The organism is Paenibacillus oceani (assembly GCF_014705615.1).
In the GTDB taxonomy this organism is placed as follows: Bacteria; Bacillota; Bacilli; order Paenibacillales; family NBRC-103111; genus Paenibacillus_AB; species Paenibacillus_AB oceani.
The window spans coordinates 156,592-179,696 of the sequence record NZ_JACXJA010000003.1; the positions used below are offsets into that span (position 1 = coordinate 156,592).

Below are 23,105 nucleotides of genomic sequence, written 5' to 3' on the forward strand. Positions count from 1 at the left end.
ACAGCCTACCTGATCAGGTAGGCTGTTGTGGGATACTTTATGCGGAGGATACGTGGCGTGCGACGGCATATGCCCGGTTATTGATTGCTGGATGGCAGCGGCTGGTTCAAGCTCTGCATGCGTGCTTGGAAGAGAAAAGCCCGTCTAGCAGCGTTTTTTCTTTTTGACAGGGCGTCTGACAACTTTCCGGCACGGCTTGCAGCACTTTTTGGGGCTCGCTTTCCGTTTGCCGTGAGTGCGGTGGCCTCCGGTCAAGCTGCCGAAGCTATGATGGGCGCCTTCAGTGCGCCGGCCGTGGGAATGATGCTCTTCTCCGGCATGCTGGCCATGAGAGTGATGGGCGCCGCCGGTGCGGCTGCCGAGCGTGCGATCGCCGCCCGTATGCTTGCCGTGCGAATGGTGAGCGCCGCCGGTACGATGGCCCTGGGAATGATGGGCACCGCCGGAACGATGGGGATTGCATGCCCCAAAGGAAGGATTCCAACCGAACACAAAATCGGACACTTTTGTTTGATCAGACATCTTCGTTTTTCCTCCCCTCTAATCTGATTCGATATTAATGTATACTCGTCCAGAAGGTTTGGTTCTAGTTACGGGCGTAATTCTTGCAAAAATAGGAAGATAGCCTGATAGGCGGCGCTATGAAGACCGACAAGCCGATCCGGCCCGAAAACCTGGACACGCGCCCTCCCTCGTATAACGTTCCACCCCTTCCGGATGCGGTCCGGGAAGCTGGGCGCTTATCTAAATCGCCGGGCGAATGTGACCTGTGCCCATATCGGTGCATATGTTACAGATGACTACTCCTGGAAGAAGAAAGGTGACCCGGATGAAAAGGAACAAACCGAATGACGGATCGCGGGCCAAAAAACAATCCGGACAGCGGATCTACAACTCCAAGATGAACGAGCTAAGCTGGCTGGACGACGATAAAACGCAAAAAGCGCCGCGACCCAAACGTAACGAAAGCGGACCGGAGGATACGGAACGCCAAGGAGCCGACCGCGCCCCCGAACCGGAAGCCAATGTAGCCCGGATCGCGGCGGCGCCTGCGGCGGAAGCACCCGCCCCGGACAAAGCCGCCGCGGAAAAACCCGTTTCAGAAAAGCCCGTTTCGGAGAAGCCCGCCGTTCAAGAGCCGGCTCCGCCTGCGGGCGGAAGTCCTGCCGACAAAACGATCCAGAAGGTGGAGCTGTTCGAGGAGCCGACGGATATATCTCCGGTGCTGCTCTTATTCGAACGCGCCCAGCACGAAAATGTGGCTGTCGTCTATACCGACGATATCGTCGACGAAGCGATTACGAACGAGAAAATCGCCAGCCGCGCGATCGACGGATCGAAGCTGAAGCCGAACAGCATCGGGCGCGATTCCATCGCGGATTACGCCGTCGATAACACCAAGCTGGCCGAAGGAAGCGTGACGGCGAATAAAATCGCCCTGGCTTCGATCGAGGACCGGCATATCGTTCACGGGACGATATCCGGCAAGAAGCTGAAGCCGAGATCGATATCCGGGGAGAAGCTGGTCGACAACAGCATTACGTCCGAGAAGCTGGCCGACAAAACGATCGATTCGATGAAAATCGCCGAAGGCTCCATCGAGGCGAAGCATCTGCACGTACAGTGCATCTCCACCGACCTGATTCAGGACCAGTCGATCGTCAGCGAGAAAATAAAAAGCGGAGCGGTATTGTCCAGCAATCTGGCCAACGGTTCGGTAAACTCGGCCAAAATCGCCGACGGAGCCGTTCTGACGGAGAAGCTGCGGGATGGAGCCGTTACCGGGGAGAAGATCGGGGAAGCGAGTATCGACTCCAATCATCTCCAGAAAGGATCGGTATTGGGGGAGCATTTGGCGGCTGGGGCGGTGGCCGCGGAGCATCTAGCGGAAAGCAGCGTCCAGACCGGTCATATGGCCGAGGAATCTGTAGGAACCGACCAACTGAAGCCGCAAGCGGTAACGTCCAACAAGCTGGCAAGCGAATCCGTAGAATCGCAGCATCTGCAGCCTCAGTCGGTCCAATCGTCGCACCTGAAGCCGCAGTCCGTACTGGAAGAGCATCTGGCCGACGGAGCGGTAACAACAGGAAAGCTGGCATCGCAGGCCGTAACCGGAGCTGGGCTGTCCGACGCAGCCGTTAGCACGTCTAAGCTGGAGAGCGGCGCCGTGACGGAGCCGAAGCTGGCGTCCGGCGCCGTTTCCGGCAGAGCCATCGCCGAGCGGGCCATCGACCGGCGTCATCTCTCCCCCGGCACAGTCGGCTCCGACGAGCTGGAGGAGGAAGCGGTCGGCGAGACGGAGCTGGCGACCGGCAGCGTGACGACCGGCAAGCTGCGCGACGGAGCGGTAACCGGGGAGAAGCTGGCGGATGGCTCGGTCACCTCCGGCAAGCTGGCGCCCGGAGCGGTGAACGAAGAGACGCTTGCCGAAGGCGCGGTGAAATCGCAGCATATCGGAGCGGGTGCGATCGGCACGGAACATTTTCAGAAAATGTCGATCGGCAACGATTCGATTCAGGATTATGCGGTCACGTGGAACAAAATCGCGCTAGGTTCAATAACGCGCAACCATCTTGTTCAGGGAACGGTGTACACGCACCATATCGTGGACCACGCGGTTACGACTTCGAAGCTCGCCCCCGAGACGGTGTCCACGGACAAAATGACCGACCTGGCGGTGACCTCATCGAAGCTGGCCGATGCCAGCGTAACGGCGTCGAAGCTGGCGCCCGGAGCGGTTCGTGGTGCACACCTGGCGGACAATGCCGTTACGTCGGAGCATTTGACGCAAGGAGCGGTACTTGGCGAACATCTGGCTGCGGACTCGGTTTGCCAGGAGCATTTGAGCGCCGGTTCGGTTGCCTCCGAGACGATTCGCAGCGAAGCGGTCACGGAAGCGAAGCTGGCCGACGGCTCGGTGACCGCGGCCAAACTCGCGCCGGATAGCGTAACCGGCGGCAAGCTGGCCGCTTCCTCGGTGGAGACGCGCCATGTCGTACCCGGTTCGATTACGCCGGAGCTGCTGGCCGAGGGGAGCGTCGGCTCAACCCATCTGGCCCAAGGAGCGGTCACGGGCCGCCATATCGGCAAACGGGCGATCGTCTCCGAGCATGTTCATGAAGGTACGATCGTATCGCGCCATCTGGCAAATAACAGCGTCGTCGGATCGCATGTGGCGGAGGGCGCGATCTCGGCCCGGCATTTGTCCGCTGGCAGTGTCGACGGCACTCATCTGAAGAGCGGCGCGATCCTTCCTAGCCATATCGGCGAAGGTACCGTCGAAGCGGCGCATCTGGCGGCCGGTTCGGTCGGCACTGTGCATATTGCCGACGGCGCCGTCTCGGAGGATGCGATTCAGGACGGAGCCGTAACGTCCGGGAAGCTGGCGGTCGGCTCGGTGAACTCGGAGCGGCTCGCCGCGCAAGCGGTCACGGGCGACAAAGTGGCGGACGAAGCGATTACCGGCAAACATCTGAAAAATGAGGCGATCCAGAGCTGCCACCTGAAGTCCGGCATTATCCGGCCGGAGCATCTGGAGGCCGGAGCGGTAACCGCCGGTCACCTGTCGCCGGAGAGCGTCGCGAGCGGCAACATCCAGACGTCGGCGATTACGGAAGAACATCTGGCGGACAGCGCGGTTACAGAGAGTAAAATCGCCCCGGGCGCCGTGCAGGCCGTTCAACTGGCGGGCGAATCGGTACGTTCCCGGCATCTGGCCTCCCAATCCGTAGCCGAATCGCACTTGCAGGAGCAGGCGGTCTCGACGGTGAAGCTGCAGACGGGGGCGGTCACGGAAGAGAAGCTGGCCGAGCGCGCCGTCACCTCGGAGAAGCTGGCTGCGGAAAGTGTCCGGAGCGAGCATATCCAGGCGGAAGCGCTGCGGGGCTACCATCTGCAGGCCGCTGCGGTCAAAGGCTATCACATCGAGCCGGGCGCGCTCCGGGCGGAGCATCTGGCTGCCGGCATCGTCGGCGGCGACAAGATCGCGGCCGGTTCCATCGGCCAGGATCATCTGCTCGACGGGGCGGTGACGGGAGAGAAGCTGGCGTTCGAGTCGGTAAGCGGAGGCCATCTGCTGAACGAATCGGTTCAGTCTTGTCATCTGGCGGACGGAGCGGTGGCCGAGGAGCATATTCAGGAAAATGCGATCACCTCGGCGATGCTGCAGGATGAAGCGGTGACGGGAACGAAGCTCGCGGCGGACGCGGTCAACTCGGAGAAGCTGGCGGACGGAGCGGTGACGGAAGAGAAGCTGGCGGCGGGCAGCGTAACGGCCGACAAGCTGGCGAACGGCTCGGTCACGTTGAAGAAGCTGGCGCCCGGATCGCTGTCCGGAACGGTTCTCGCCGGCGGCAGTATCGAAGGCAGCCATATTCAGCAAGGAGCGGTACAAGGGCTGCATATCCGCAAAGACGCGGTCGGACGGGAGCAACTGCAGGACGATTCGGTAGGAGCGGAGCAGCTCGCGGCCGGGAGCGTCGGGACGGAGCATCTGGCGGCGGATAGCGTAGGCGGGCGGCAGTTGGCCGACGGAGCGGTGACGTGGGAGAAGCTGGCGTTCGAAGCGATCGATACGGAGCGGCTCGCGGACGGCTCGGTCACTTCCGCCAAGCTTGCCGAACAATCGGTCACCTCGGCCAGTCTGGCAGCCGGCAGCGTCGTCAGCGGTCATATTCGTCCGGGCGCAGTCCAGAGCTACCACATCGGCCCGGAGGCGATCCGGCCCGCCCACCTCCAAGCCGGTTCCATAGGAGCGGAGCAGCTCGCGGCCGGGAGCGTCGGGACGGAGCATCTGGCGGAGGGGAGCGTAAGCGGGCGGCAACTGGCGGACGGAACGGTGACATGGGAGAAGCTGGCGTTCGAAGCGATCGATACGGAGCGGCTCGCGGACGGCTCGATCACCTCCGCCAAGCTTGCTGACCAATCGGTCATCTCGGCCAGTCTGGCGACCGGCAGTGTCGGCAGCGAGCATATCCGCCCGGGATCGGTTCAGAGCTTCCATATCGGCCCGGAAGCCGTGCAATCGGCACATCTCCAAGCGGGTTCCGTAGGAGCGGAACAGCTCGCAGCCGGGAGCGTCGGGACGGAGCATCTGGCGGAGGGCAGCGTTAGCGGGCGACAATTGGCGGACGGAACGGTGACGTGGGAGAAGCTGGCGTTCGAAGCGATCGGCGAGGACCGTCTCGCAGACGGCTCGATCACCTCCGCCAAGCTGACTGGCGGGGCAGTCACCGGCTCTGCTCTTGCGGCAGACAGCGTCGATAGCGGCCACCTTCGCGACGGCGCGGTTCAGAGCCGGCATCTCGAGCCGGGCGCGGTCCGGGAAGAACATCTCGGTCCAGTCGCCTGGCTCGCCGACCGGCTGCCTGACGACAGCATTGGCGGCGGCAAGCTGCAAAACTCGTCGGTCACCGCCGAGAAGCTGGCGGCGGCAAGCGTCACGACGGAGCAGCTCGCGAACCGGTCGGTTACATCAGAGAAGCTGGCGTCGCGGTCGGTGACCGGCGCGATCCTGGCATCCGACAGCATCGAGGGCATTCATATCCGACCGGGGACGGTTCAGAGCCATCACATCGAAGTCGGCGCGATCAAGCCGCATCATCTCGAAGGTATCGCCTGGCCGATGCGCGACCCCTCCCAGGAGGAAACTTCCGGAGGCAGGCTGAAGAGCGGCTCCGTCGCTTCCGTACATGTGGCCGCAGCCGCCGTTACGTCCGAGAAGCTGGCGGACGGAGCGGTCACGACGGAAAAGGTTGCCGCCGGAGCGGTAACGTCCGACAAGCTCGCAGCAGGTTCGGTCACTCCGGGCAAGCTGGCCGAAGGAGCGGTCGGCGCCGAGCATATCGCCGACGGCTCGCTCCCGGCAAGCAAGCTCGATTTTGCGGCGGTGCAGACGACCGGGCGGACGGGGAGAGCGCTGCAGCAATTCGGAGCCGCTCCGTTCCGGTTCGCGGTGCACGACGAGACCGTGTACATCGAAGTGACGTTCGAGGAGCCGTTCGCCGATACCGGCTATGTGCTGGTGGCGATGACGAATCATTCCGCCTGCTATTCCGTACTGAAAGCGAAAACCGAGCGGTGTGCAACCGTAGAAATTGTACGGACGAAATTTACCCCGGAACCCCAAGGCATGATTAACTGGATCGCGATCGGCACCGGCGTATAACAAGGTGTTCATGCGGCAGCCGGCCCCCTGACCGGCCGGCTGCGAACAGACGGCAGCCTCTCCACTCCGCTTGCGGAGCGGGAGGCTGCTGTTTGGCTTGGAGCGGAATGTCATCCTTTTTGCGGCCCGCTGCTCGTTCCGTCACTCGCCGTTTTTGCGGCAGCTACAGCCCTTTTTATCGGACAATCGGCGGATGCCCTTTCGTCTAATGCGGATTTTCATAGAATGACTCGTAAGAAAAGCAACCATAGCGGCACCGCGGCGCGATGCCGGGCAAGCCGCGCGGAAGCGATTCGCACAGGCGGATGTAGACGATAGTTGCACAGGTTCCTCATGAAATCGGAGGTGAATGATGTTGAAGCCGCGAGCCGGCAACAGAAGGAGAACAAGCACCCGCTTACAACGGAAGAGAGCGGCCGCCGGCCGTCTCCATTCCCGCCGCAGGACGGTCAGACCGGGAGTTCCCGCCCGGGCCGGGCAGCCGGACTACTCCGGCGGTCCCGCCATATCGGTCGTCATCCCGGTCGTGAATGAACGCCGGACGATCGAACGCGTTATCCGCCAGGCGTTCCGCGTCCACCGGAATACGGAAGTCATCGTCGTAGCCAACGGCACGACGGACGGAACACGGCAATTGGCGGAATCGCTCGGGGCGCGCGTCATTACGTATCCGGAAGCGCTTGGCCACGACGTGGGCAGAAGCATCGGGGCCAAAGAAGCGAAGGGGAAGATCGTGCTGTTTACCGACGGGGATATCGTCATTCCCGCTAAAGATCTGATGCCGCTGATCAAGGCGGTGGAGAACGGGGTCGACATTGCGCTGAACAGCTATATGGGGCCGACGGGCAAACGGAACGTGCATGGGGTCGTGCTTGCCAAGCACGCGATGAATATCGCTTTATCGCGGCCGGATCTGAGAGGCGCGTCGATGACGACGATTCCGCACGCCTTAAGCCGGAGGGCGCTCGAGACGATCGGCTTCGAGGAGCTTGCGGTTCCGCCTAAAGCCCAGGCGGTCGGAATATGCCGAGGGCTGGATGTCCGAGCCGTCCATTATATCGATGTGGGCAGACCGAACCCGATCCGCAGAAGGCGGCAGAAAACGGGGAGCGACCCGCTCGAGCAATTGATAATCGGAGACCACCTCGAAGCGATGGACTGGTATATCCGGTCGACGAATGAACGGGGCAATTTGCCGGACCTGATGCGGGTCAGGGAAATCGTGAGGTGAAGGCATGGGTCGATTGCGCAAACGTCAATTCCGAATAACCGGCCGTACGCGCGGCCGGCTTAAGCGAAAAATACACAAGGCAGGAAGGCGGAGCGGAGGAAGAAGAAGGGGTCTCCGGCAGCAGGGCGGCTCGGAGGGACAGGTTCGCTCGGCGGCGACGGTGCAGCTTGCCGGCAGAGCTTTCGAGGCCGGGAAGCAAGCTGCTCCCTTGATCGATGTAGACGCAGCGGGCCGGGCGCAGGCGCTGAACGACTGCTGGAACGACTGGAGAGAGTCGTTTCCGATCCGGACTGCCTCCTGGACCGCCTACCATGACATCGCCCGCCATTTCGTCCAGGGGTTCGAAAGCGGAAAGGGAATCCGGCTGAACAATCCGGTGCTGGTGCCTACGCGGAAGACGATCGGTGCCGTCGTCACGGCGATGAATGAGGAAAAAGCGCTGCCTGCCGTGCTGGATCAGCTCGGCAGACTGCCGCTAAGCGAGATCGTTATCGTCGTTAACGGCTCGACCGACCGGACCTTTTGGAGCGCGCGCAACTTGAGCGGCGGCATCGTCGTCCACTTCGTGCGACCGCTCGGACACGACGTCGGCCGGGCGGTCGGGGCGAAGCTGACGCGTTCGGATATCCTGCTGTTTCTGGACGGCGATTTCCCGGTATTTGCGGAGCATCTGGTGCCGTTTGTCGATGCGGTGGATCAAGGAACCGATGTCGCGCTGAACGACATCTCCCCTTATATCGACGTATTCGCGAACCGGGACCCGGTGTCGGTTGTGAAGGAGATGCTGAACCGGTCGCTCGGGCGGGCCGACCTGGAAGCGAACTCGATGACGGCGGTACCTCACGCGCTGTCCCGGCGAGCGCTGGAGACGATCGGCTGTTCCAATCTGATGGTGCCTCCGAAAGCGCAGTCGATCGCGGTCCGCAGCGGCCTTAAAGTCGGCTGCGCGATGAGCGTGGACGTGATCTCGAAAAACCGGATACGCGCGAAAAACTCCGGCCACGACAATCCGGTAGCCCATCTGATCGTCGGCGATCATCTGGAGGCGTTCTCGTACTTGCTTCGGGCGGAAGGACCGAGGCTGTCTTCCGTGGACGATATCCGCAACCGCAGCGTGCTCGGGAGGGTCTCGTCATGACTATGACCAGCATCGTCATCCCGACGTACAACGAGCTCGGGCTGCTGCGCGAATGTATAGCGGCGATCGAGACTTACTCGGACGCTCCATATGAGATCGTCGTCGTGGACAATGGCTCGACGGACGGGACGCTCGAGTATTGCTTGCAAAAGCCGGTTACGCTCGTCTCTCTGCCGGCGAACCGCGGTTTTCCGGAAGCCTGCAACACGGGGCTGCTCGCGGCAAGCGGAACCGAGCTGCTGCTGCTGAACAACGACGTCGTCGTCACGCATAACTGGCTATCCAACCTGCTTAAATGTTTGTACAGCGACCGGAAGGCGGGAATCGTAGGCCCCCGCACCAACTACGCGAGCGGCAGACAGCAGATGGAGCTGTACTACGATTCGCTGGACGAATTCCACCGGATGGCCGAGACGATGAACCGGTCGGACGGGCGGAAGTGGGAGGAAGTGACGCGGCTGGTCGGCCTCTGCTTCTTGTTCCGGCGGGACTTGATGGACCGGATCGGACTGCTCGACGAACGGTTTTCGCCCGGCCATTACGAGGATGACGATTACTGCTACCGGACCAGACTGGAAGGGTACCGTCTCCTGATGGCCGGCGACACGGTCGTTCACCATCACGGCAGCGCCAGCTTCCGCAAGCAGGGTCAGGAGCGGATGGACCGGCTGGTCGAGACGAATTACCGCAAATTTATCGAGAAATGGGGAGTCGATCCCAAGCAGTTCATATAAGCGGCAGCCGGCTGCGGCAGGCTGGGAAAGGGGGAAGGCCGGTGAAGGGCGTTATTTTGGCCGGGGGCACAGGGACGCGTCTCGCCCCTCTGACGAAAATCGTGAACAAACATTTGCTGCCGGCGGGAAAAGTTCCGATGATCGAGCATGCGGTCCGCAAGCTGGCCTCGGCCGGGATCGGGGATATTCTGGTCGTCATCGGCAAGCAGTCCGCCGGACTGTTTCTCGACTATCTGGGCGGCGGCAAGCGGTGGGGCGTGCGGCTGACCTACCGGGTCCAGGAGGAGGCCGGGGGAATCGCCCAAGGACTCGCCTTGGCCGAAGGGTTCATCTCCGAAGGCGAGAAGATGGTCGTTCTGCTGGGTGACAACCTGTTCGAGGACGATCTGCGGCCGTTTGCGGACCGGTTTGCGAAGCAGGAGCCGGGGACGGCCATGGTGCTGCTTAAGGAAACGGACGAATTGAACCGGTACGGGGTGCCTGTTTTGGCGAACGACACCATTGCCCGGATCGAGGAGAAGCCGTCCGACCCGCAATCGGACTACTGCGTGACCGGAGTCTATTTGTACGACTCGGCGGTATTCGGGGCGATTCGTGGCATCCGTCCGTCTCTGCGCGGAGAGCTGGAGATTACCGATGTGAACAACCGGTACGCGGCGGAGGGCGCGCTGACCTATGGCGTGTTAACCGGCTGGTGGACCGATGCGGGTACGTTCGAATCGCTCCGGGAAGCCGGTGAACGGCTGTCCTTCCCGGATGCGGAACCGGGATAAGAACCGATAGGGAAAGGGGAGGAAAGCATGGTTAGGCTCGAAACGAAGCTGCCCGGCGTCTTTTTGCTGGAACCGGTCGTACACGGTGACCATCGCGGCTATTTCATGGAAAGCTACACCCGCAGCAAGCTGGAGCGGCTCGGCTTGACGTACGATTTCGTCCAGGATAACGAGTCTTTATCCGCCCAGGCCGGAGTGATCCGCGGTTTGCACTACCAGTTGTCCGCGAAGGCACAGACGAAGCTGGTGCGCGTCCTTGCGGGAGCCGTCTACGATGTCGTCGTCGATATCCGCAAGGGCTCGCCGACGTTCGGACAATGGGTCGGCGTAGTTCTAAGCGAGCACAACAAGCGGCAGGTTCTCGTGCCGAAAGGATTTGCCCACGGCATCTGCACGCTCGCGCCGGACACTCGGCTGCTGTACAAGGTGGACGAATATTATTCGCCGGAGCACGACCGGGGCATCGTCTGGAACGATCCGGACCTCGGCATCGACTGGCCGGTCACCGTGCCGGTATTGTCGGCCAAGGACGAAGCGCAGCCGCGTCTGCGTGATGCGGAAATCGACTTTCTATACGACGGGGAGGGACATTCATGAGAACGGTACTTGTCACGGGGGCAGGCGGCTACATCGGCTCCGTCCTCGTGCCGAAGCTGCTCGGCAAAGGCTACAGGGTGAAGGCGCTGGACCGTTACTTTTTCGGAGCCGACAAGCTGGAGCCCCACCCGAATCTGGTCGTACTGCAGGAAGACAGCCGGCGCATCCGCGAGGAGCACTTCGCCGACGTTGACGCGGTGATCGATCTGGTCGCCTTGTCCAACGATCCGAGCGGGGAGCTGTACCGCGAAGCCACTTATCAGATCAACCATATATCTCGGGCCAGAACGGCCCTCATGGCCAAGCAGCTCGGCGTGCGGACGTATATCCTGCCCTCTTCGTGCAGTCTGTACGGATTCCAGGAAGCGGACGTCATCGTCGACGAGACGAGTCCGACCAATCCGTTGTCGACCTATGCCAAGGCGAACGAACGGGCGGAGCACAGCGTCCTGCCTCTGGCCGACGGGAGCTTCACCGTCGTCGTGATGAGACAGGCGACCGTGTACGGCTTCTCGCCACGGATGCGGTTCGACCTTGCGATTAACGGCATGACGCTCGGAGCCTGGCGGCGCGGAGTCATCCCGCTGATGAAGGACGGGACGCAGTGGCGGCCGTTCGTCCATGTGCAGGATACGACCGACGTGATGGCCCTGCTGCTGGAGGCGGACCCGGAAGCGGTGAACGGGCAAGTGTTCAATGTCGGCTCGGATGCGAACAACTATCAGCTCGGCCCTCTCGGCGAGACGATCGCCCGCGCCCTGCCGAAGGAGGTCGCCATCGAATGGTACGGCGAGCCGGATCACCGCTCATACCGCGTCAGCTTCGAGAAGATCGAGCGGGCGCTGGGCTGGAAGGCGGGATGGACCGCTGCGGAAGGCGCGCTGGAAATCTACCGGGAGCTGGAAGACGGCCGGGTGACCGATTTCGAACAGACGATCACGCTGAACTGGTATCAGGAACTGGCGAAATGGCAGAAAATCATCCGGCAGACGGAAATGTACGGCGGTATGGTCGATATCCGGGGAGGGGAATGAGGATGAAGCGAATCCTCCTGCTCGGAGCGAACGGGCAGCTCGGCTCCGACATCCGGAGCGTACTGACGGACGCACCGGTCGAGCTGGTGCCGCTGTACCGCCGGGATCTCGACGTGGAGCGGACCGACCGGATCGGTCCCTTCCTGCGGGAGCTCGGGCCGTTCGACGCGCTGATTAATTGCACCTCCTATCACAAAACCGACGAGTGTGAAGATTATGCGGAGAAAGCGTTCGCCGTAAACGCGCTCGCTCCGCGGGAGATGGCCCGGCTGTGCGGCGAAACGGGGGCTGTGCTGATTCATTTCACGACCGATTACGTGTTCGATGGACGGAGCCGGACGCCTTACCGGGAGACGGACCGGACTTCCCCGCTGAACGTATACGGCGTCTCCAAGGCGGCCGGCGAGCACTTCATCGCGGCGTATCACGACCGTTACTTCATCTTCCGCGTATCTTCGCTGTTCGGTACGGCCGGAGCGAGCGGCAAGGGCGGCAACTTCGTCGAGACGATGCTCCGGCTTGCCGGCGGAGGATCGCCGATCCGGGTCGTGGACGATCAGATCATGTCGCCGACGCATACGCTGGATATCGCGGAAACGATCCGGACGTTCGTCGCGGACGTATCCGACTACGGCATCTATCACTGCTCCGGGGAAGGCGAGTGCAGCTGGCACGATTTCGCCGCCGAAGTGTTCCGGCAGCGGGGCGTGACGGCGGATTTGCAGCCGGTGCCGAGCTCCGGCTACAAGACCAAGGCGAGCCGGCCGGCGTACAGCGTGCTCGACAACTCCAAGCTGCGCGCGTTCCGGACGATGCCGCATTGGACGGAGGCGCTCCGTCGCTATTTCGCAAGAAAAGACGGACTTGCGACTACAGGAGGAGGATGAGGCATGCGCCGCATAAAGAGACCTAGCGCATACGGGCGGACGCCGGTTCCGCCTCCGGACGAGGGCGACGCCGGTTGGGAGAACGGCTACCGGGACGGCTGGGCGGAAGGCCGCCACTTGGGGCTGTGCGAATCGATTTATGCCCGGGCCGCTTCGGCTGAAGCGGTCCGGCGGAACGTCAAGGTGCTGTACGTGAAGGCGGACGGGGCTCCTTATGCGGCGCTCGACCAGGGAATCGAAGATGCTCTGCGGGCGTCCGTCCGCGAGGTTGTCGTCGTATCGCCCGAGCAGGACGTCGTGCCGCTGGCCGAGGAGGCGAAGCCCGACCTCGTGCTCGTGCTGGATGCGATCGGCCGCTCGTTCCCGACCGGACAGATCGATGCGATGCGGGCGAGGGGGCTTCGGACCGCCGTCTGGCTGCCCGACGATCCTTACCATTCCGACAAGACGGCCGCGATCGCGCCTCATTACGATTACGTGTTTACTCTGGAAGCCAGCTGCGTGCCGTTTTATCAGTCGCTCGGCTGTCCGCGCGTGTATTACTTGCCCTTCGGCGTCAATCCCCGCTTCATCCGCCATACGCGGCCGGATCTGGCGTACCGCAGCGACATCTGCTTTGTAGGCAGCGCGTTCTGGAACCGGGCCGCTTTCTTCGACGAAATCGCCGAATATTTGGCCGGCAAGCGACTGAGGATAATCGGCTGGTGGTGGGACCGGATGCGCAACTACCGCTTGCTGGAGGATAAAATTCACGGCGTCTGGCTGTCGCCGGAAGAGACGGCGAAACATTACAGCGGAGCGAAAATCGTCATCAATCTCCACCGGTCGGCGGACGATGCGTCCCACAACGCGAACAGCCGGAATATTCCCGCCCATTCCGTAAACCCGCGGCTGTTCGAAATATCCGCTTGCGCCTCGCTGCAGCTGGTTGACGAAAGGCTGGAGCTTCCGGCCTTATATACGCCCGGACGCGACATCGCCACGTTCGCCACGCCGGCAGAGCTGGTGGACAAAATCGAATATTATTTGAACCACGAGGAAGAAAGGCGGGAAATGATACAAAGGGGATTGTACCGCACCGTGACGGAACATACGTACCACAACCGGCTCCAGCGGCTGCTGGAGATCGTGTCCGGCTAGTCTGGATCAGAGGGGGGGAACAAGCGTGACCGGAAGGAAAACCGCCGCCGCTCCCGGCTGGGAAGCCGGATACCGGGCCGGCTGGAGCGAAGGATTCCGTCTAGGCAGATGCGCTTCGATCGTCCGCCAGACAGGGTATGAGCCTCCCGCGATGGAGGTTAGCGTCCTCTACGTCCAATCCGGGCTCTGGTCGTACGACCCGCTGGATCAAGGGATTATCGCGGCCTTGCGCCGTCTTGTCCGCGACGTGCATGTCGCCGTTCCGGGGGACGATGTGGCCGGTCTGGCGGCTGCCGTCCGGCCGGATCTCGTGCTTGCCTTGAACTCGGTCGAATGCCTAGGCGTCGGCCAGGTAGACGCGATTCGCGCCATGGGAATCCGCACGGCCGTCTGGTTTACCGACGATCCGTATTATTCGAACGTGACCGGCGGCATCGCCGTCCACTACGACTATGTGTTTACGCTGGAAGAAGCTTGCGTCGCATTTTACCGGGAGCGCGGCTGTTCCCGGGTGCACCATCTGCCGTTCGGGGCGAATACGGCTTATTACGCCCCGAGGCGCGCCAATCCGAAATATGCGTCGGACATCTGCTTTATCGGCAGCGCCTTCCAAGGCCGTGCCGCCCTATTCGACCGGATCGCTCCGTATTTGCGCGGCAAATCGGTATTTATCGCGGGATATTGGTGGGACCGGATGACGAATTACGCGATGCTCGCGGACCAGATCCGGCTCGGTACATGGATCTCTCCGGAGGAAACCGCCCTGTATTACAACTCGGCCAAAATCGTCATCAACTTGCATCGTGCCATCGATGACGAAACGAAACAAAATTCGCTGGGCATCGCCGCACGCTCCGTCAACCCGAGAAGCTTCGAGATCGGCGCCTGCGCGGCGTTCCAGCTGACCGATACGCGGGAGCAGACCGCCGCCGCTTTCGTGCCGGACGTCGAGGTTGCCGTCTACTCCTCTCCGGAGGAGCTGATCGAGAAGGCGGAGTATTACTTGAGCCGGGACGAGGAGCGGAGAGAGATCGCGCTGCGCGGCTTCTCCCGTACGATGCGCGAGCATACGTATCCGCGGCGTGTCCGGCAGCTGCTGGACGCCGTCTTCGCCTGATCCCGGCGGCAAATTGGATGATTGTCCCCGGCACGGATGGCCGGGGGACGAATACGATATGGGGAATCGCCAGCATATCCCTTTACAGAAGGTGGTGACCGTATTGCCACGACCCGTTTTGCGGAGAAGCAAGACGCTGATGAGACGGAAATGGCGGCTGAGGCGCAAGCGGCTGCGGAAGCCGTCCGCCCGGCTGCAGATCGCGACAGGCGGAGCGGCCGGTTCTGTCTCCTATAATGAAGGCTACAATTCAGGCTACAACGGCGGATACGATAAAGGCCATGAAGACGGGTACCGGCAAGGCCGGTACGACGGAGAATCGCGGAACGAATGGAAGGAAGGCGTCGAAAGTCTGATCGACTCGTTCATTCCGGATTACGAGGTGCTCGCGGATTTTACCGCCGAACAGATTGTGGTGGCGGGAGTCGAGAGCCTGCGTTCGCGATTCCGCCATCTGCTGACGCCGGACGAACTGGGCGGCAGGGTGCTGCACGCGCTGGAGACGCGGACTCCGTTCTCTCTCGTGAGACTGGGGGACGGAGAGCTGCTGACGCTCGCGCAGGAAACGGTGCTTAGCGTGCAGCAGGTTCAGGAGCAGGGATCGTTTCTCGGCTATGCGGGCGTGAACGTTCCCGACCTGGAGGCGCGCGACCGTCTCCGGGATGCGGTCCGCCAAGCGACGGTCGTAGGCATTCCCAAGCTGAGGGTGCGCAACTACCAGCCGCTGGCCATGGCTGTATTCAGGGCGCACGGCATCGAGCTCGATTCGCTGACGCTGACCGATTCGCTGATCAATTATTACTTGTATCAGGCCGGGTATTTGTCGAGAATTACGAGCGGCAGGCGGGTGCTCGTCGTCGGAACGCTGGCGGAGCCGCTGTCCAATTATTTGCGGGGCTGCGGCGTGAACGTGGCGGCATGGGTCTCCCCGGTCGACGGAGTCAAGGACGTGCCGCGCGTCATGCAAGAAATCGCAGCTCACAGCTTCGACATCGCCTTCGTGGCGGCGGGCGTAGCGGCGGTGCTGATCTCGCAGCGGATCGCGTCCGAGCTCGGCAAAGTGGCGATCGATTTCGGCCATTTGGCCAACTCGATGCTGAAGGGTGAGGCGCCTTTCAAATGAAGACCGCTTAGGCGCATTGCCCGGAGGCTACCCGGCAGAAAGGAGGGAATTCAAGGTGCGGGCCAAACAAAGCAAGGATGCCCGGAAGCGGGCCGCCCTGAACGCGGTTTACGACAATGCCTACAATACGGGCTATAACAGCGGACATTCGCACGGCTACAGCCTCGGATTTCAAAAAGGCAGCGATGCGTTCGCCGCCGGCTTCGAAGGTACGAGCATCGTTATTCCGACTTACAATCAGCATAAATATGTCGCCGAATGCATCGAGAGCATCGGAGCGTATACACCCGAGCCGCATGAAATCATTATTATCGACAACGGTTCGACGGACGGAACCGCAGATTACTTGCGGTCGTTGAAGCGCGGAACGGTCCGCTATAAAATATTCGACCGCAATCTCGGCTTCGCCGGCGGGGTCAACCAAGGGCTGATGATGGCGCGCGGCTCGACGATCATGTTTCTGAACAACGATACGATCGTTACCCGGGGGTGGCTGTTCAATCTGCTCGCCTGTCTGCACGGCAGCGGCCGGTATGGACTCGTCGGCCCGGTTACCAACTACATTAGCGGAGAGCAACTGATCGAGACGAGTTACGGCTCGATTGAAGAGATGCACCGGTTTGCCGCCACGATCAACCGGTCCGATCGGGCGATGTGGACGGCGACTGGCAGGCTGACGGGATTTTGCGTATTGATGCGAAGAGACGTGTTCCAGAGGCTCGGCTACTTGGACGAAGGGTTCGAAATCGGCAACTGCGAGGATGACGATTACGGGTACCGCTGCCGTCTGATGGGACTGGGCCTGGTGATCGCCCGCGATACGTTCATCCATCATGTGGGGAGCACGACGATCAAAACGTTGACGCCCGAGCAGTTCGATGAAGTATACGGGAGAAATCTCGCGTTTTACTCCGACAAATGGGGCGAGACGCATTCGCTGCTGAACGAAACGTCCGGTCACTGGAGCGACAAGCTGCTAGGCATGAAAGACTTCTATCCGTCCCATGTGACCGTCAGGGGCGCCGGGCCGGCCGCATACTGGATCGAGAACGGCTTGCGCCGTCCGCTCGAGCGTTCCGAAGGGGCCGATGCCACGAGGGTGTCGCAGATCGATCTGCGCAACTGGCCGATGGGCGAAGTTATATCGCTGCAGGAATGGCAGGCCAAGCTGGCGAAGCTGCAGTCCGCTGTCCGCAAGGAAGGCGATCCGCTTCACGAAGGGGCCGTCGTACAGACGCCGGACGGAGCTCTCCACCAGCACCGCAGCGGCGCGCTGCACCGTCTGATCACCGGTTGGGTTACGAAGGTATGGAATCTGGACCGGTACGCCGTCCAGGCTTTGTCCGAATCCGAGGCGTTACGCTTCGCTACCGGCTTGCCCGTTATCGCTCCGCCCGTGATCCGGGCCGACAACCTGTAAGGAGGGATCTTATGACCGTACAACGCAAAAAACATCCGGGAAGCAAGCGGAAAACCAAACGGGCGGCGCGTCCGCGTTCCCGGAACCGAAGCAGGCTGCTCCGGCGGGGCAAGCGGCGCCGGTCGATCCGGCGGGGACCGGTACGGACGCGAGGGCCCGCGGGCACGATGCTGAGTTACGACGAGGGGTATAACCGCGGTTACGACGAAGGGTTCGACGCAGGCTTCTCCCAAGCGTTCGAGGAAGGCTATCAGCACGCCTATGCTTCCTAACGCCTGCAGCGCTGATTACGAGAGGGATCCAGAGCCGGAAAGCCAGCCGGCTAGGGATCCCTCTGTTCATTCCACGTTCGGCATATACTCGCGTCTTGCAAAGTCGAACAAAATTTTTTGGACGATTTTAATACCGTCCTTTGATTGGATCAGCTCCATCCCTTCTCCCGACCGGAGCAGATGAACGGCGATTTCGCTCCGGGCGGCTCCGCCGTGCAGCTGCTTTACGAAGCTTTTCATGCCTGGGCTGTCCGCTTTTCTGCCAAGCAGTTCCTCATACAGCCCCTGCACGTATTTATCGGGAGAGCGAGTGTACAGATCGCGGAAAATATCGGCCGCCGACGGGCGCCTTTTGCCGGATGTGGATGACGGGCCGGAGCGGTACAGCTGCTCCGCCTCTTCGCTTCTCATCAGCGAGGCGAGCACGTTTAGTTTCGACGTTCCGGCATGCAGCTGGCGCACGTAACTATCCAGACCGTCCGGGTCGGGGGCCCGGTTCAGCAGCTCCCGGTAGCAAGCGGCCACGAATTTGTGATGGTTCTTCTGGTACACCTTCCTCAAGATTTCGATCATCCTCAGCCTGCGCATAGTAACTTCCCACCTTTGTGCGGTTCTTCGATTCCGTCCGGCGGGCCGGGACCGGGGAACAACGGCCGTTTCACCGTGCAAGCCGCTGAAACGGTTTCTTCGGACAGACCCTTAATGCTAATTTATGGAGTGTCGTCGTCTCCGGCTTGGATACGTACCCGCTGCGGGCGCGCATATTTTGCCGGACCCGATGTAGTTGTCTATACGCACATGCTCCCGTTTACATATCGTAAACAAAGCCGATATGCCGATTTTCTGGAGAAAGGGAGAGATTCATGAAGCTTTCTGACAAGACGGTCGTCGTGACCGGGGGGGCCGGTTTTTTGGGCAGGCATGTGGTGGAACGGCTCAGGCGGGGAGGGTGTACGCAAATTTTTGTCCCGCGCAGCAAGCAGTACGACCTTCGCAAAGAAGCGGATATTGTGCGGATGCTGGACGATTGCCGGCCGGACGTTATTTTGCATTTGGCCGCAGTCGTCGGAGGGATCGGGGCGAATGAGAAAAATCCCGGCTCTTTCTTTTACGACAACCTCGTGATGGGCGCCCAACTGATGGAACAGTCGCGTCTGAAGGGCGTGCAGAAGTTCGTCGCGATCGGCACGATCTGTTCTTATCCGAAGTTCGCGCCGGTACCGTTTCGCGAAGAGGATCTGTGGAACGGTTATCCCGAGGAAACGAACGCTCCGTACGGGCTCGCCAAAAAGATGATGCTGGTCCAGTCGCAAGCGTACCGCAAGCAGTACGGCTTTAATTCCATATATTTATTGCCCGTTAATTTGTACGGTCCCTGGGACAACTTCGATCTGGAGACGTCTCACGTCATTCCGGCCGTGATCCGCAAATGCGCGGAGGCCAAGGAGAAAGGGGAGCCGTCGATCACGCTGTGGGGGGACGGATCGCCGACCCGCGAGTTTCTGTATGTGGAGGATGCGGCGGAAGGCATCGTGCGCGCGGCGGAAAGCTACGACGAATCGGAGCCGGTCAATCTGGGGTCCGGCGAAGAAATCGCCATCCGCGAGCTGGCCGAAACGATCAAGGAGTCGGTCGGTTATTACGGTGAAATTGTGTGGGATACGGGACGTCCGAACGGTCAGCCGAGAAGAAAGCTGGATGTGACGGCAGCCAAAGCGAAGTTCGGCTTCGTAGCCGGAACGGATATGCGGACCGGCCTGGAGCGGACGATCCGCTGGTATATGAGCACGCGATAACTTGTGTTTACTATCTTGTTATGCAGGGAGGTTCCGAAGATGGCCCGCAACGATACCGAATCGTCCCCTAAACCGCTCGTCTCCGTCGTTACCCCTTCCTACCAGCAGGGCCCGTTCATCCGCGAAACGATCGAGAGCATCGTCAGCCAAGACTATCCCAACGTGGAGCTCATCGTGGTGGACGGCGGGTCCAAGGATGAAACGGTGGCTATTTTGGAGAAATATGCCCGGCGGTACGGCGACCGGTTCCGCTATATATCCGAGAAGGACCGCGGACAGTCGCATGCGCTTAACAAAGGGCTGGCTCTGGCCCGAGGCGAAATCATCGGCTGGCTCAACTCGGACGATACGTACTGGCCGAAGGCGATACCCCGAGCCGTGGACAGCTTGAGAAAACACCCGGAGTACGGTCTCGTATACGGCAAAGCGAATCATACGGACCGCAACAACCAGTTGCTGAGGCCGTATCCCGTCGATCCGTCCGTCGACCGGGTCCGTCTGTTCGACGTCTGCACCGTGTGCCAGCCCGCCGTTTTCATTCGCAAGAAGGTGCTGGATGATGTGGGGCCGATCGACGAAAGCTTGCAATTTTGTATGGATTACGACCTGTGGATGCGCATATCGGCCAAATACCGGTTCGGTTATATCGACGAGGTGCTGGCCAATTCGCGGCTTCACGACGATTGCAAAAGCATGAAGCAGTATTTCTCCGTCGGCCTGCCGGAAATTATCCGCTCCAGCCTGAAAAACTACGGGACGGTCTCGAACAACTGGATCATCCAGTTTATCGCGCATCATCTGCCGGAAGGTCCGGGGTGGCTGATGGAGAAGCTGCATTCGTTCCGCTTGTTCGGCGGAGGGCACCGGATCGTATCCTCCAACCGGTTCGAAGACGGCTGGGCCCCTCCAGGCTACACGCTGGAAATCAACAGCGACGGTTCGCCGGATGCGAAATGGCTGCTGATCGAAGGGGATCACCTGCTCCCCAAGGTAGCGAAAAAAGCGGGCGATCTCGAGCTGACCGTGCGGGTGAACGGCCGCCGCCTGCAGGAGACGAAGACGGGCGAAGGCGCATTCACTCTGAAAATCCCGCTGGAGGGCAGAGCGGATTCGTATTCGGTCGACATCCGGGCGAATACGTCGTTCGTCCCGGCTCAGCTGGACATGAACGACGACCGCCGCCGGCTCAGCTATCGGGTGAACGGAGCGGTGCCGCTGACGCAAGCCGGCATGGAGCTGTACGACGTGCTGAAGGAAGACCCGGCCTCGGCCGGCCACTGGCTGGTGAAGCACCGGAAATCCGAGAAAAAATCGAGGCGGAAGTAAGGCGACCTGCCGGGCTGGACGGATTGCGCCGGATCGTAGCTTCCGCTCCGCCGCGGGCCGTCGTCCGATGAAGGACAAATGCCGATTTTTGCGTTGTATCCGCAATATGTCCATGTTCGGCATAGTCGTCTTGCATACTATATACCTAGTTTAGTGGCTGCTTACACCAACTTCGAATTTTGGATGCCGCAGCAAAGGAGGGAAGCGATTTGAAAATCGTCATCATGGCCGGCGGATCGGGTACCCGCTTCTGGCCGCGAAGCGTCCAGTCGCGGCCGAAACAGTTTCTCCCCCTGACCTCCCGCGACACGATGCTGCAGCAGACGTACAGACGGTTATTGGAATGGCTGCCCGCCCGCAAGCTGTACGTAGTAACGACGCAAGCGTACCGGCCGATCGTGCTTGAGCAGTTGCCGGAGCTGCCCGAGGAACGTCTGCTGCTGGAGCCCGATCAACGGGATACGGGGCCTTGCATCGCTTTGACGGCGCATCACTTTTTGTCGCAGGGCGACGACGAGGTGCTCGTGACGATGCCATCCGATCATTACTCCGAAGAATCCGAATCGCTGTTGAACGCTTTGGTCGAAGCCGAGCGGGCGGCAGAGGCCGAGACGGCCATCGTCACGCTGGGGATCGTACCGACTAGACCGGAGACGGGTTACGGTTATATCCGGACGGCGGAGCATGCGTCCGAAGGCGGCGTGCTGGAAGTCACTTCGTTTATCGAGAAGCCGCCGCTCGATGTGGCGTTATCACTTATTCAAGATTCGGGCGTGTTTTGGAACAGCGGTATTTTCATCTGGAAGCCCAGCACGATCGCCCATTATATGAAGCTTCATCAGCCCTTGATCTGGACGAAGCTGTCCGAGAGCGGCAGCGATCTCAAAGCCGTCTACCCGGAACTGCCGAAAATATCGGTCGATTACGCGATATTGGAAAAGGCGGATGCGATCAAAACGATTCCGGTCCGGTTCAAATGGGACGACGTCGGCATCTGGTCTTCGCTGGAACGCATTCAAAACTTAAACCGCGACGGGAACATCGTAGACGGAAGCGGAACGGTTCATATGGAATCGACGCGCAACAGCATCATTTATTCCGATCATCCGAAAACGCTCATCATCGGCGTGGACGATCTGATCGTCGTCTCGACCGCCGACGGGCTGCTCGTCTGCCGCAAATCCGAGGAGCAGCGGATTAAAACGGCGTTAAAAGCGATGGAACAACTTGAGGGGGGAACTTGAACGGATGAAAGCTTTAGTAACAGGGATTTCCGGTTTCGTCGGAAGCCATATGGCGGAATTTTTGCTGAACAACAATGTGGAGGTTACCGGTACGATCCGGCAGCGCAGCCGTATGGACCATATCCGGCATATCAAGGACGTCCAGCTGGTGGAATGCGAGCTGAGAGACCCGTTCTCGGTAGAAACGCTGATCGGGGAAATCAAGCCCGACCTGATCTTTCATCTCGCCGCGCAAAGCTTCGTCCCTACTTCGTGGAACTCGCCGATCGACACGATTCATAACAATGTCGCGGGCCAGGTTAATATTATGGAGGCGCTCCGCCGGTTCGATCTGGCCAGCAAAATGCAGGTAGCCTGCTCCAGCGAGGAGTACGGCCACGTCGAGCCGGACGAGGTGCCGATCCGGGAGACGAACCCGCTCCGTCCGCTGAGTCCGTATGCGGTCAGCAAGGTCGCTCAGGACTATTTGGGTTATCAGTATTACAAAAGCTACGGTTTGCCGATCGTCGTTACCCGCACGTTTAATCATACCGGCCCCCGGCGCGGCGAAAACTTCGTCACCTCGAACTTCGCCAAGCAGATCGCGGACATCGAGAAGGGAAGAAAACCCCCGGTCATTCATGTCGGCAATCTGACGGCGAAGCGGGATTTCACCGATGTGCGCGACGTGGTCCGGGCTTACTGGCTGGCGCTGGAGAAAGGAAAGCCGGGCGAGACCTACAATATTGCATCAGGGACGTGTTACACCGTCCAGGAGGTGCTCGATCTGCTGCTGTCGTACAGCAATGTCAGCATCTCGATCCAGGAGGACCCGGCGCGGCTCCGTCCTTCGGACGTGGAAATTTTGCTCGGGGACGCCACCAAGTTCCAGAGCGAGACCGGCTGGAAGCCGGAAATCCCGTTCGAGAAGACGATGCGCGATTTGCTGCAGTATTGGAGAGACCAGCCTTAAACTTACCCCCAAAAGTGACGCCAACCTTCGCAGCTTATTCCGGGTACTTTCGGGGGAGCCCCCGAAACCCTGCCCCCAAAAGTGACGCCAACCTTCGCAGCTTATTCCGGGTACTTTCCTCCAATTTTAAAGTAAAGCTCAACAACGGGGGAGCT

At 60.7% G+C, this 23,105-nt stretch carries 19 protein-coding genes; 17 read left to right on the forward strand and 2 right to left on the reverse strand.

Features of this window, described 5'->3' with window-relative positions; translation table 11 throughout:
- Nucleotides 1-144: 144 nt before the first annotated feature.
- Nucleotides 145-522 (reverse strand): hypothetical protein, encoded by a 378-nt coding sequence (locus tag IDH45_RS02510; protein ID WP_190924347.1) that lies wholly within the window; start codon nt 520-522, stop codon nt 145-147.
- 307 nt (nt 523-829) lie between these two features.
- On the opposite strand from IDH45_RS02510, the gene IDH45_RS02515 reads away from it, so the two are divergent.
- From IDH45_RS02515 to IDH45_RS02575, 13 genes are all read left to right on the forward strand, one after another.
- Nucleotides 830-6,166 carry a WIAG-tail domain gene (locus IDH45_RS02515; protein ID WP_190924349.1) on the forward strand — a complete coding sequence of 1,779 codons (5,337 nt, stop codon included), beginning with the start codon at nt 830-832 and terminating at the stop codon, nt 6,164-6,166.
- A gap of 352 nt (nt 6,167-6,518) precedes the next feature.
- The gene (locus IDH45_RS02520) at nt 6,519-7,397 is read left to right on the forward strand and encodes a glycosyltransferase family 2 protein (RefSeq protein ID WP_190924351.1); all 879 of its coding nucleotides are present in this window, start codon (nt 6,519-6,521) and stop codon (nt 7,395-7,397) included.
- A gap of 4 nt (nt 7,398-7,401) precedes the next feature.
- A complete protein-coding gene (locus IDH45_RS02525) occupies nt 7,402-8,535 on the forward strand; it encodes a glycosyltransferase (protein ID WP_190924352.1) in 1,134 nt (377 codons plus the stop codon).
- The gene (locus IDH45_RS02530) at nt 8,532-9,269 is read left to right on the forward strand and encodes a glycosyltransferase family 2 protein (protein WP_190924354.1); all 738 of its coding nucleotides are present in this window, start codon (nt 8,532-8,534) and stop codon (nt 9,267-9,269) included. Before IDH45_RS02525 ends, IDH45_RS02530 begins: the two co-directional genes overlap by 4 nt.
- A gap of 41 nt (nt 9,270-9,310) precedes the next feature.
- Nucleotides 9,311-10,042, forward strand: a complete 732-nt coding sequence (locus IDH45_RS02535) for a sugar phosphate nucleotidyltransferase (RefSeq protein ID WP_190924356.1) — start codon at nt 9,311-9,313, stop codon at nt 10,040-10,042.
- Nucleotides 10,043-10,069: 27 nt separating this feature from the next.
- Nucleotides 10,070-10,639, forward strand: a complete 570-nt coding sequence (rfbC, locus tag IDH45_RS02540; RefSeq protein ID WP_190924358.1) for a dTDP-4-dehydrorhamnose 3,5-epimerase — start codon at nt 10,070-10,072, stop codon at nt 10,637-10,639.
- A complete protein-coding gene (locus IDH45_RS02545; RefSeq protein ID WP_190924360.1) occupies nt 10,636-11,673 on the forward strand; it encodes an NAD-dependent epimerase/dehydratase family protein in 1,038 nt (345 codons plus the stop codon). The genes rfbC and IDH45_RS02545 overlap by 4 nt, the downstream gene beginning before the upstream one ends.
- 2 nt (nt 11,674-11,675) lie before the next feature.
- Nucleotides 11,676-12,560, forward strand: coding sequence for a dTDP-4-dehydrorhamnose reductase (gene rfbD, locus IDH45_RS02550; RefSeq protein WP_190924362.1), 885 nt, complete (start codon nt 11,676-11,678; stop codon nt 12,558-12,560).
- Nucleotides 12,561-12,563: 3 nt separating this feature from the next.
- Complete coding sequence (locus IDH45_RS02555; protein WP_190924364.1) at nt 12,564-13,700, forward strand: CgeB family protein; 1,137 nt, start codon at nt 12,564-12,566, stop codon at nt 13,698-13,700.
- A 25-nt stretch (nt 13,701-13,725) separates the two neighbouring features.
- Nucleotides 13,726-14,817, forward strand: coding sequence for a CgeB family protein (locus tag IDH45_RS02560; protein ID WP_317891127.1), 1,092 nt, complete (start codon nt 13,726-13,728; stop codon nt 14,815-14,817).
- Between the two features lie 139 nt (nt 14,818-14,956).
- A complete protein-coding gene (locus IDH45_RS02565) occupies nt 14,957-15,940 on the forward strand; it encodes a GT-D fold domain-containing protein (protein WP_190924366.1) in 984 nt (327 codons plus the stop codon).
- A gap of 55 nt (nt 15,941-15,995) precedes the next feature.
- Nucleotides 15,996-17,360 carry a glycosyltransferase family 2 protein gene (locus IDH45_RS02570; protein ID WP_317891128.1) on the forward strand — a complete coding sequence of 455 codons (1,365 nt, stop codon included), beginning with the start codon at nt 15,996-15,998 and terminating at the stop codon, nt 17,358-17,360.
- Between the two features lie 11 nt (nt 17,361-17,371).
- Nucleotides 17,372-17,632, forward strand: coding sequence for a hypothetical protein (locus IDH45_RS02575; RefSeq protein WP_190924368.1), 261 nt, complete (start codon nt 17,372-17,374; stop codon nt 17,630-17,632).
- A gap of 66 nt (nt 17,633-17,698) precedes the next feature.
- On the opposite strand, the gene IDH45_RS02580 is transcribed toward IDH45_RS02575, so the two are convergent.
- On the reverse strand, nt 17,699-18,220 hold the full coding sequence (locus IDH45_RS02580; RefSeq protein WP_190924370.1) for a DUF4214 domain-containing protein: 522 nt from the start codon (nt 18,218-18,220) through the stop codon (nt 17,699-17,701).
- Between the two features lie 275 nt (nt 18,221-18,495).
- On the opposite strand from IDH45_RS02580, the gene IDH45_RS02585 reads away from it, so the two are divergent.
- From IDH45_RS02585 to IDH45_RS02600, 4 genes are all read left to right on the forward strand, one after another.
- Nucleotides 18,496-19,428 carry a GDP-L-fucose synthase family protein gene (locus IDH45_RS02585; protein ID WP_190924372.1) on the forward strand — a complete coding sequence of 311 codons (933 nt, stop codon included), beginning with the start codon at nt 18,496-18,498 and terminating at the stop codon, nt 19,426-19,428.
- 39 nt (nt 19,429-19,467) lie between these two features.
- Nucleotides 19,468-20,754 (forward strand): glycosyltransferase family 2 protein, encoded by a 1,287-nt coding sequence (locus IDH45_RS02590; RefSeq protein WP_190924374.1) that lies wholly within the window; start codon nt 19,468-19,470, stop codon nt 20,752-20,754.
- 209 nt (nt 20,755-20,963) lie between these two features.
- Nucleotides 20,964-21,998, forward strand: a complete 1,035-nt coding sequence (locus IDH45_RS02595) for a mannose-1-phosphate guanylyltransferase (RefSeq protein ID WP_190924376.1) — start codon at nt 20,964-20,966, stop codon at nt 21,996-21,998.
- Between the two features lie 4 nt (nt 21,999-22,002).
- Nucleotides 22,003-22,950, forward strand: a complete 948-nt coding sequence (locus IDH45_RS02600; RefSeq protein WP_190924378.1) for a GDP-mannose 4,6-dehydratase — start codon at nt 22,003-22,005, stop codon at nt 22,948-22,950.
- Nucleotides 22,951-23,105: the final 155 nt, after the last annotated feature.

Excerpts from the sequence above, each read along its gene's own strand:
- IDH45_RS02510 (WP_190924347.1), bottom strand. The coding sequence starts at position 522 with ATGTCTGATCAAACAAAAGTGTCCGATTTTGTGTTCGGTTGGAATCCT.
- IDH45_RS02515 (WP_190924349.1), top strand. The coding sequence starts at position 830 with ATGAAAAGGAACAAACCGAATGACGGATCGCGGGCCAAAAAACAATCC.
- IDH45_RS02520 (WP_190924351.1), top strand. The coding sequence starts at position 6,519 with ATGTTGAAGCCGCGAGCCGGCAACAGAAGGAGAACAAGCACCCGCTTA.
- IDH45_RS02525 (WP_190924352.1), top strand. The coding sequence starts at position 7,402 with ATGGGTCGATTGCGCAAACGTCAATTCCGAATAACCGGCCGTACGCGC.
- IDH45_RS02530 (WP_190924354.1), top strand. The coding sequence starts at position 8,532 with ATGACTATGACCAGCATCGTCATCCCGACGTACAACGAGCTCGGGCTG.
- rfbC (WP_190924358.1), top strand. The coding sequence starts at position 10,070 with ATGGTTAGGCTCGAAACGAAGCTGCCCGGCGTCTTTTTGCTGGAACCG.
- IDH45_RS02545 (WP_190924360.1), top strand. The coding sequence starts at position 10,636 with ATGAGAACGGTACTTGTCACGGGGGCAGGCGGCTACATCGGCTCCGTC.
- rfbD (WP_190924362.1), top strand. The coding sequence starts at position 11,676 with ATGAAGCGAATCCTCCTGCTCGGAGCGAACGGGCAGCTCGGCTCCGAC.
- IDH45_RS02555 (WP_190924364.1), top strand. The coding sequence starts at position 12,564 with ATGCGCCGCATAAAGAGACCTAGCGCATACGGGCGGACGCCGGTTCCG.
- IDH45_RS02565 (WP_190924366.1), top strand. The coding sequence starts at position 14,957 with ATGAGACGGAAATGGCGGCTGAGGCGCAAGCGGCTGCGGAAGCCGTCC.
- IDH45_RS02575 (WP_190924368.1), top strand. The coding sequence starts at position 17,372 with ATGACCGTACAACGCAAAAAACATCCGGGAAGCAAGCGGAAAACCAAA.
- IDH45_RS02580 (WP_190924370.1), bottom strand. The coding sequence starts at position 18,220 with ATGCGCAGGCTGAGGATGATCGAAATCTTGAGGAAGGTGTACCAGAAG.
- IDH45_RS02585 (WP_190924372.1), top strand. The coding sequence starts at position 18,496 with ATGAAGCTTTCTGACAAGACGGTCGTCGTGACCGGGGGGGCCGGTTTT.
- IDH45_RS02590 (WP_190924374.1), top strand. The coding sequence starts at position 19,468 with ATGGCCCGCAACGATACCGAATCGTCCCCTAAACCGCTCGTCTCCGTC.
- IDH45_RS02600 (WP_190924378.1), top strand. The coding sequence starts at position 22,003 with ATGAAAGCTTTAGTAACAGGGATTTCCGGTTTCGTCGGAAGCCATATG.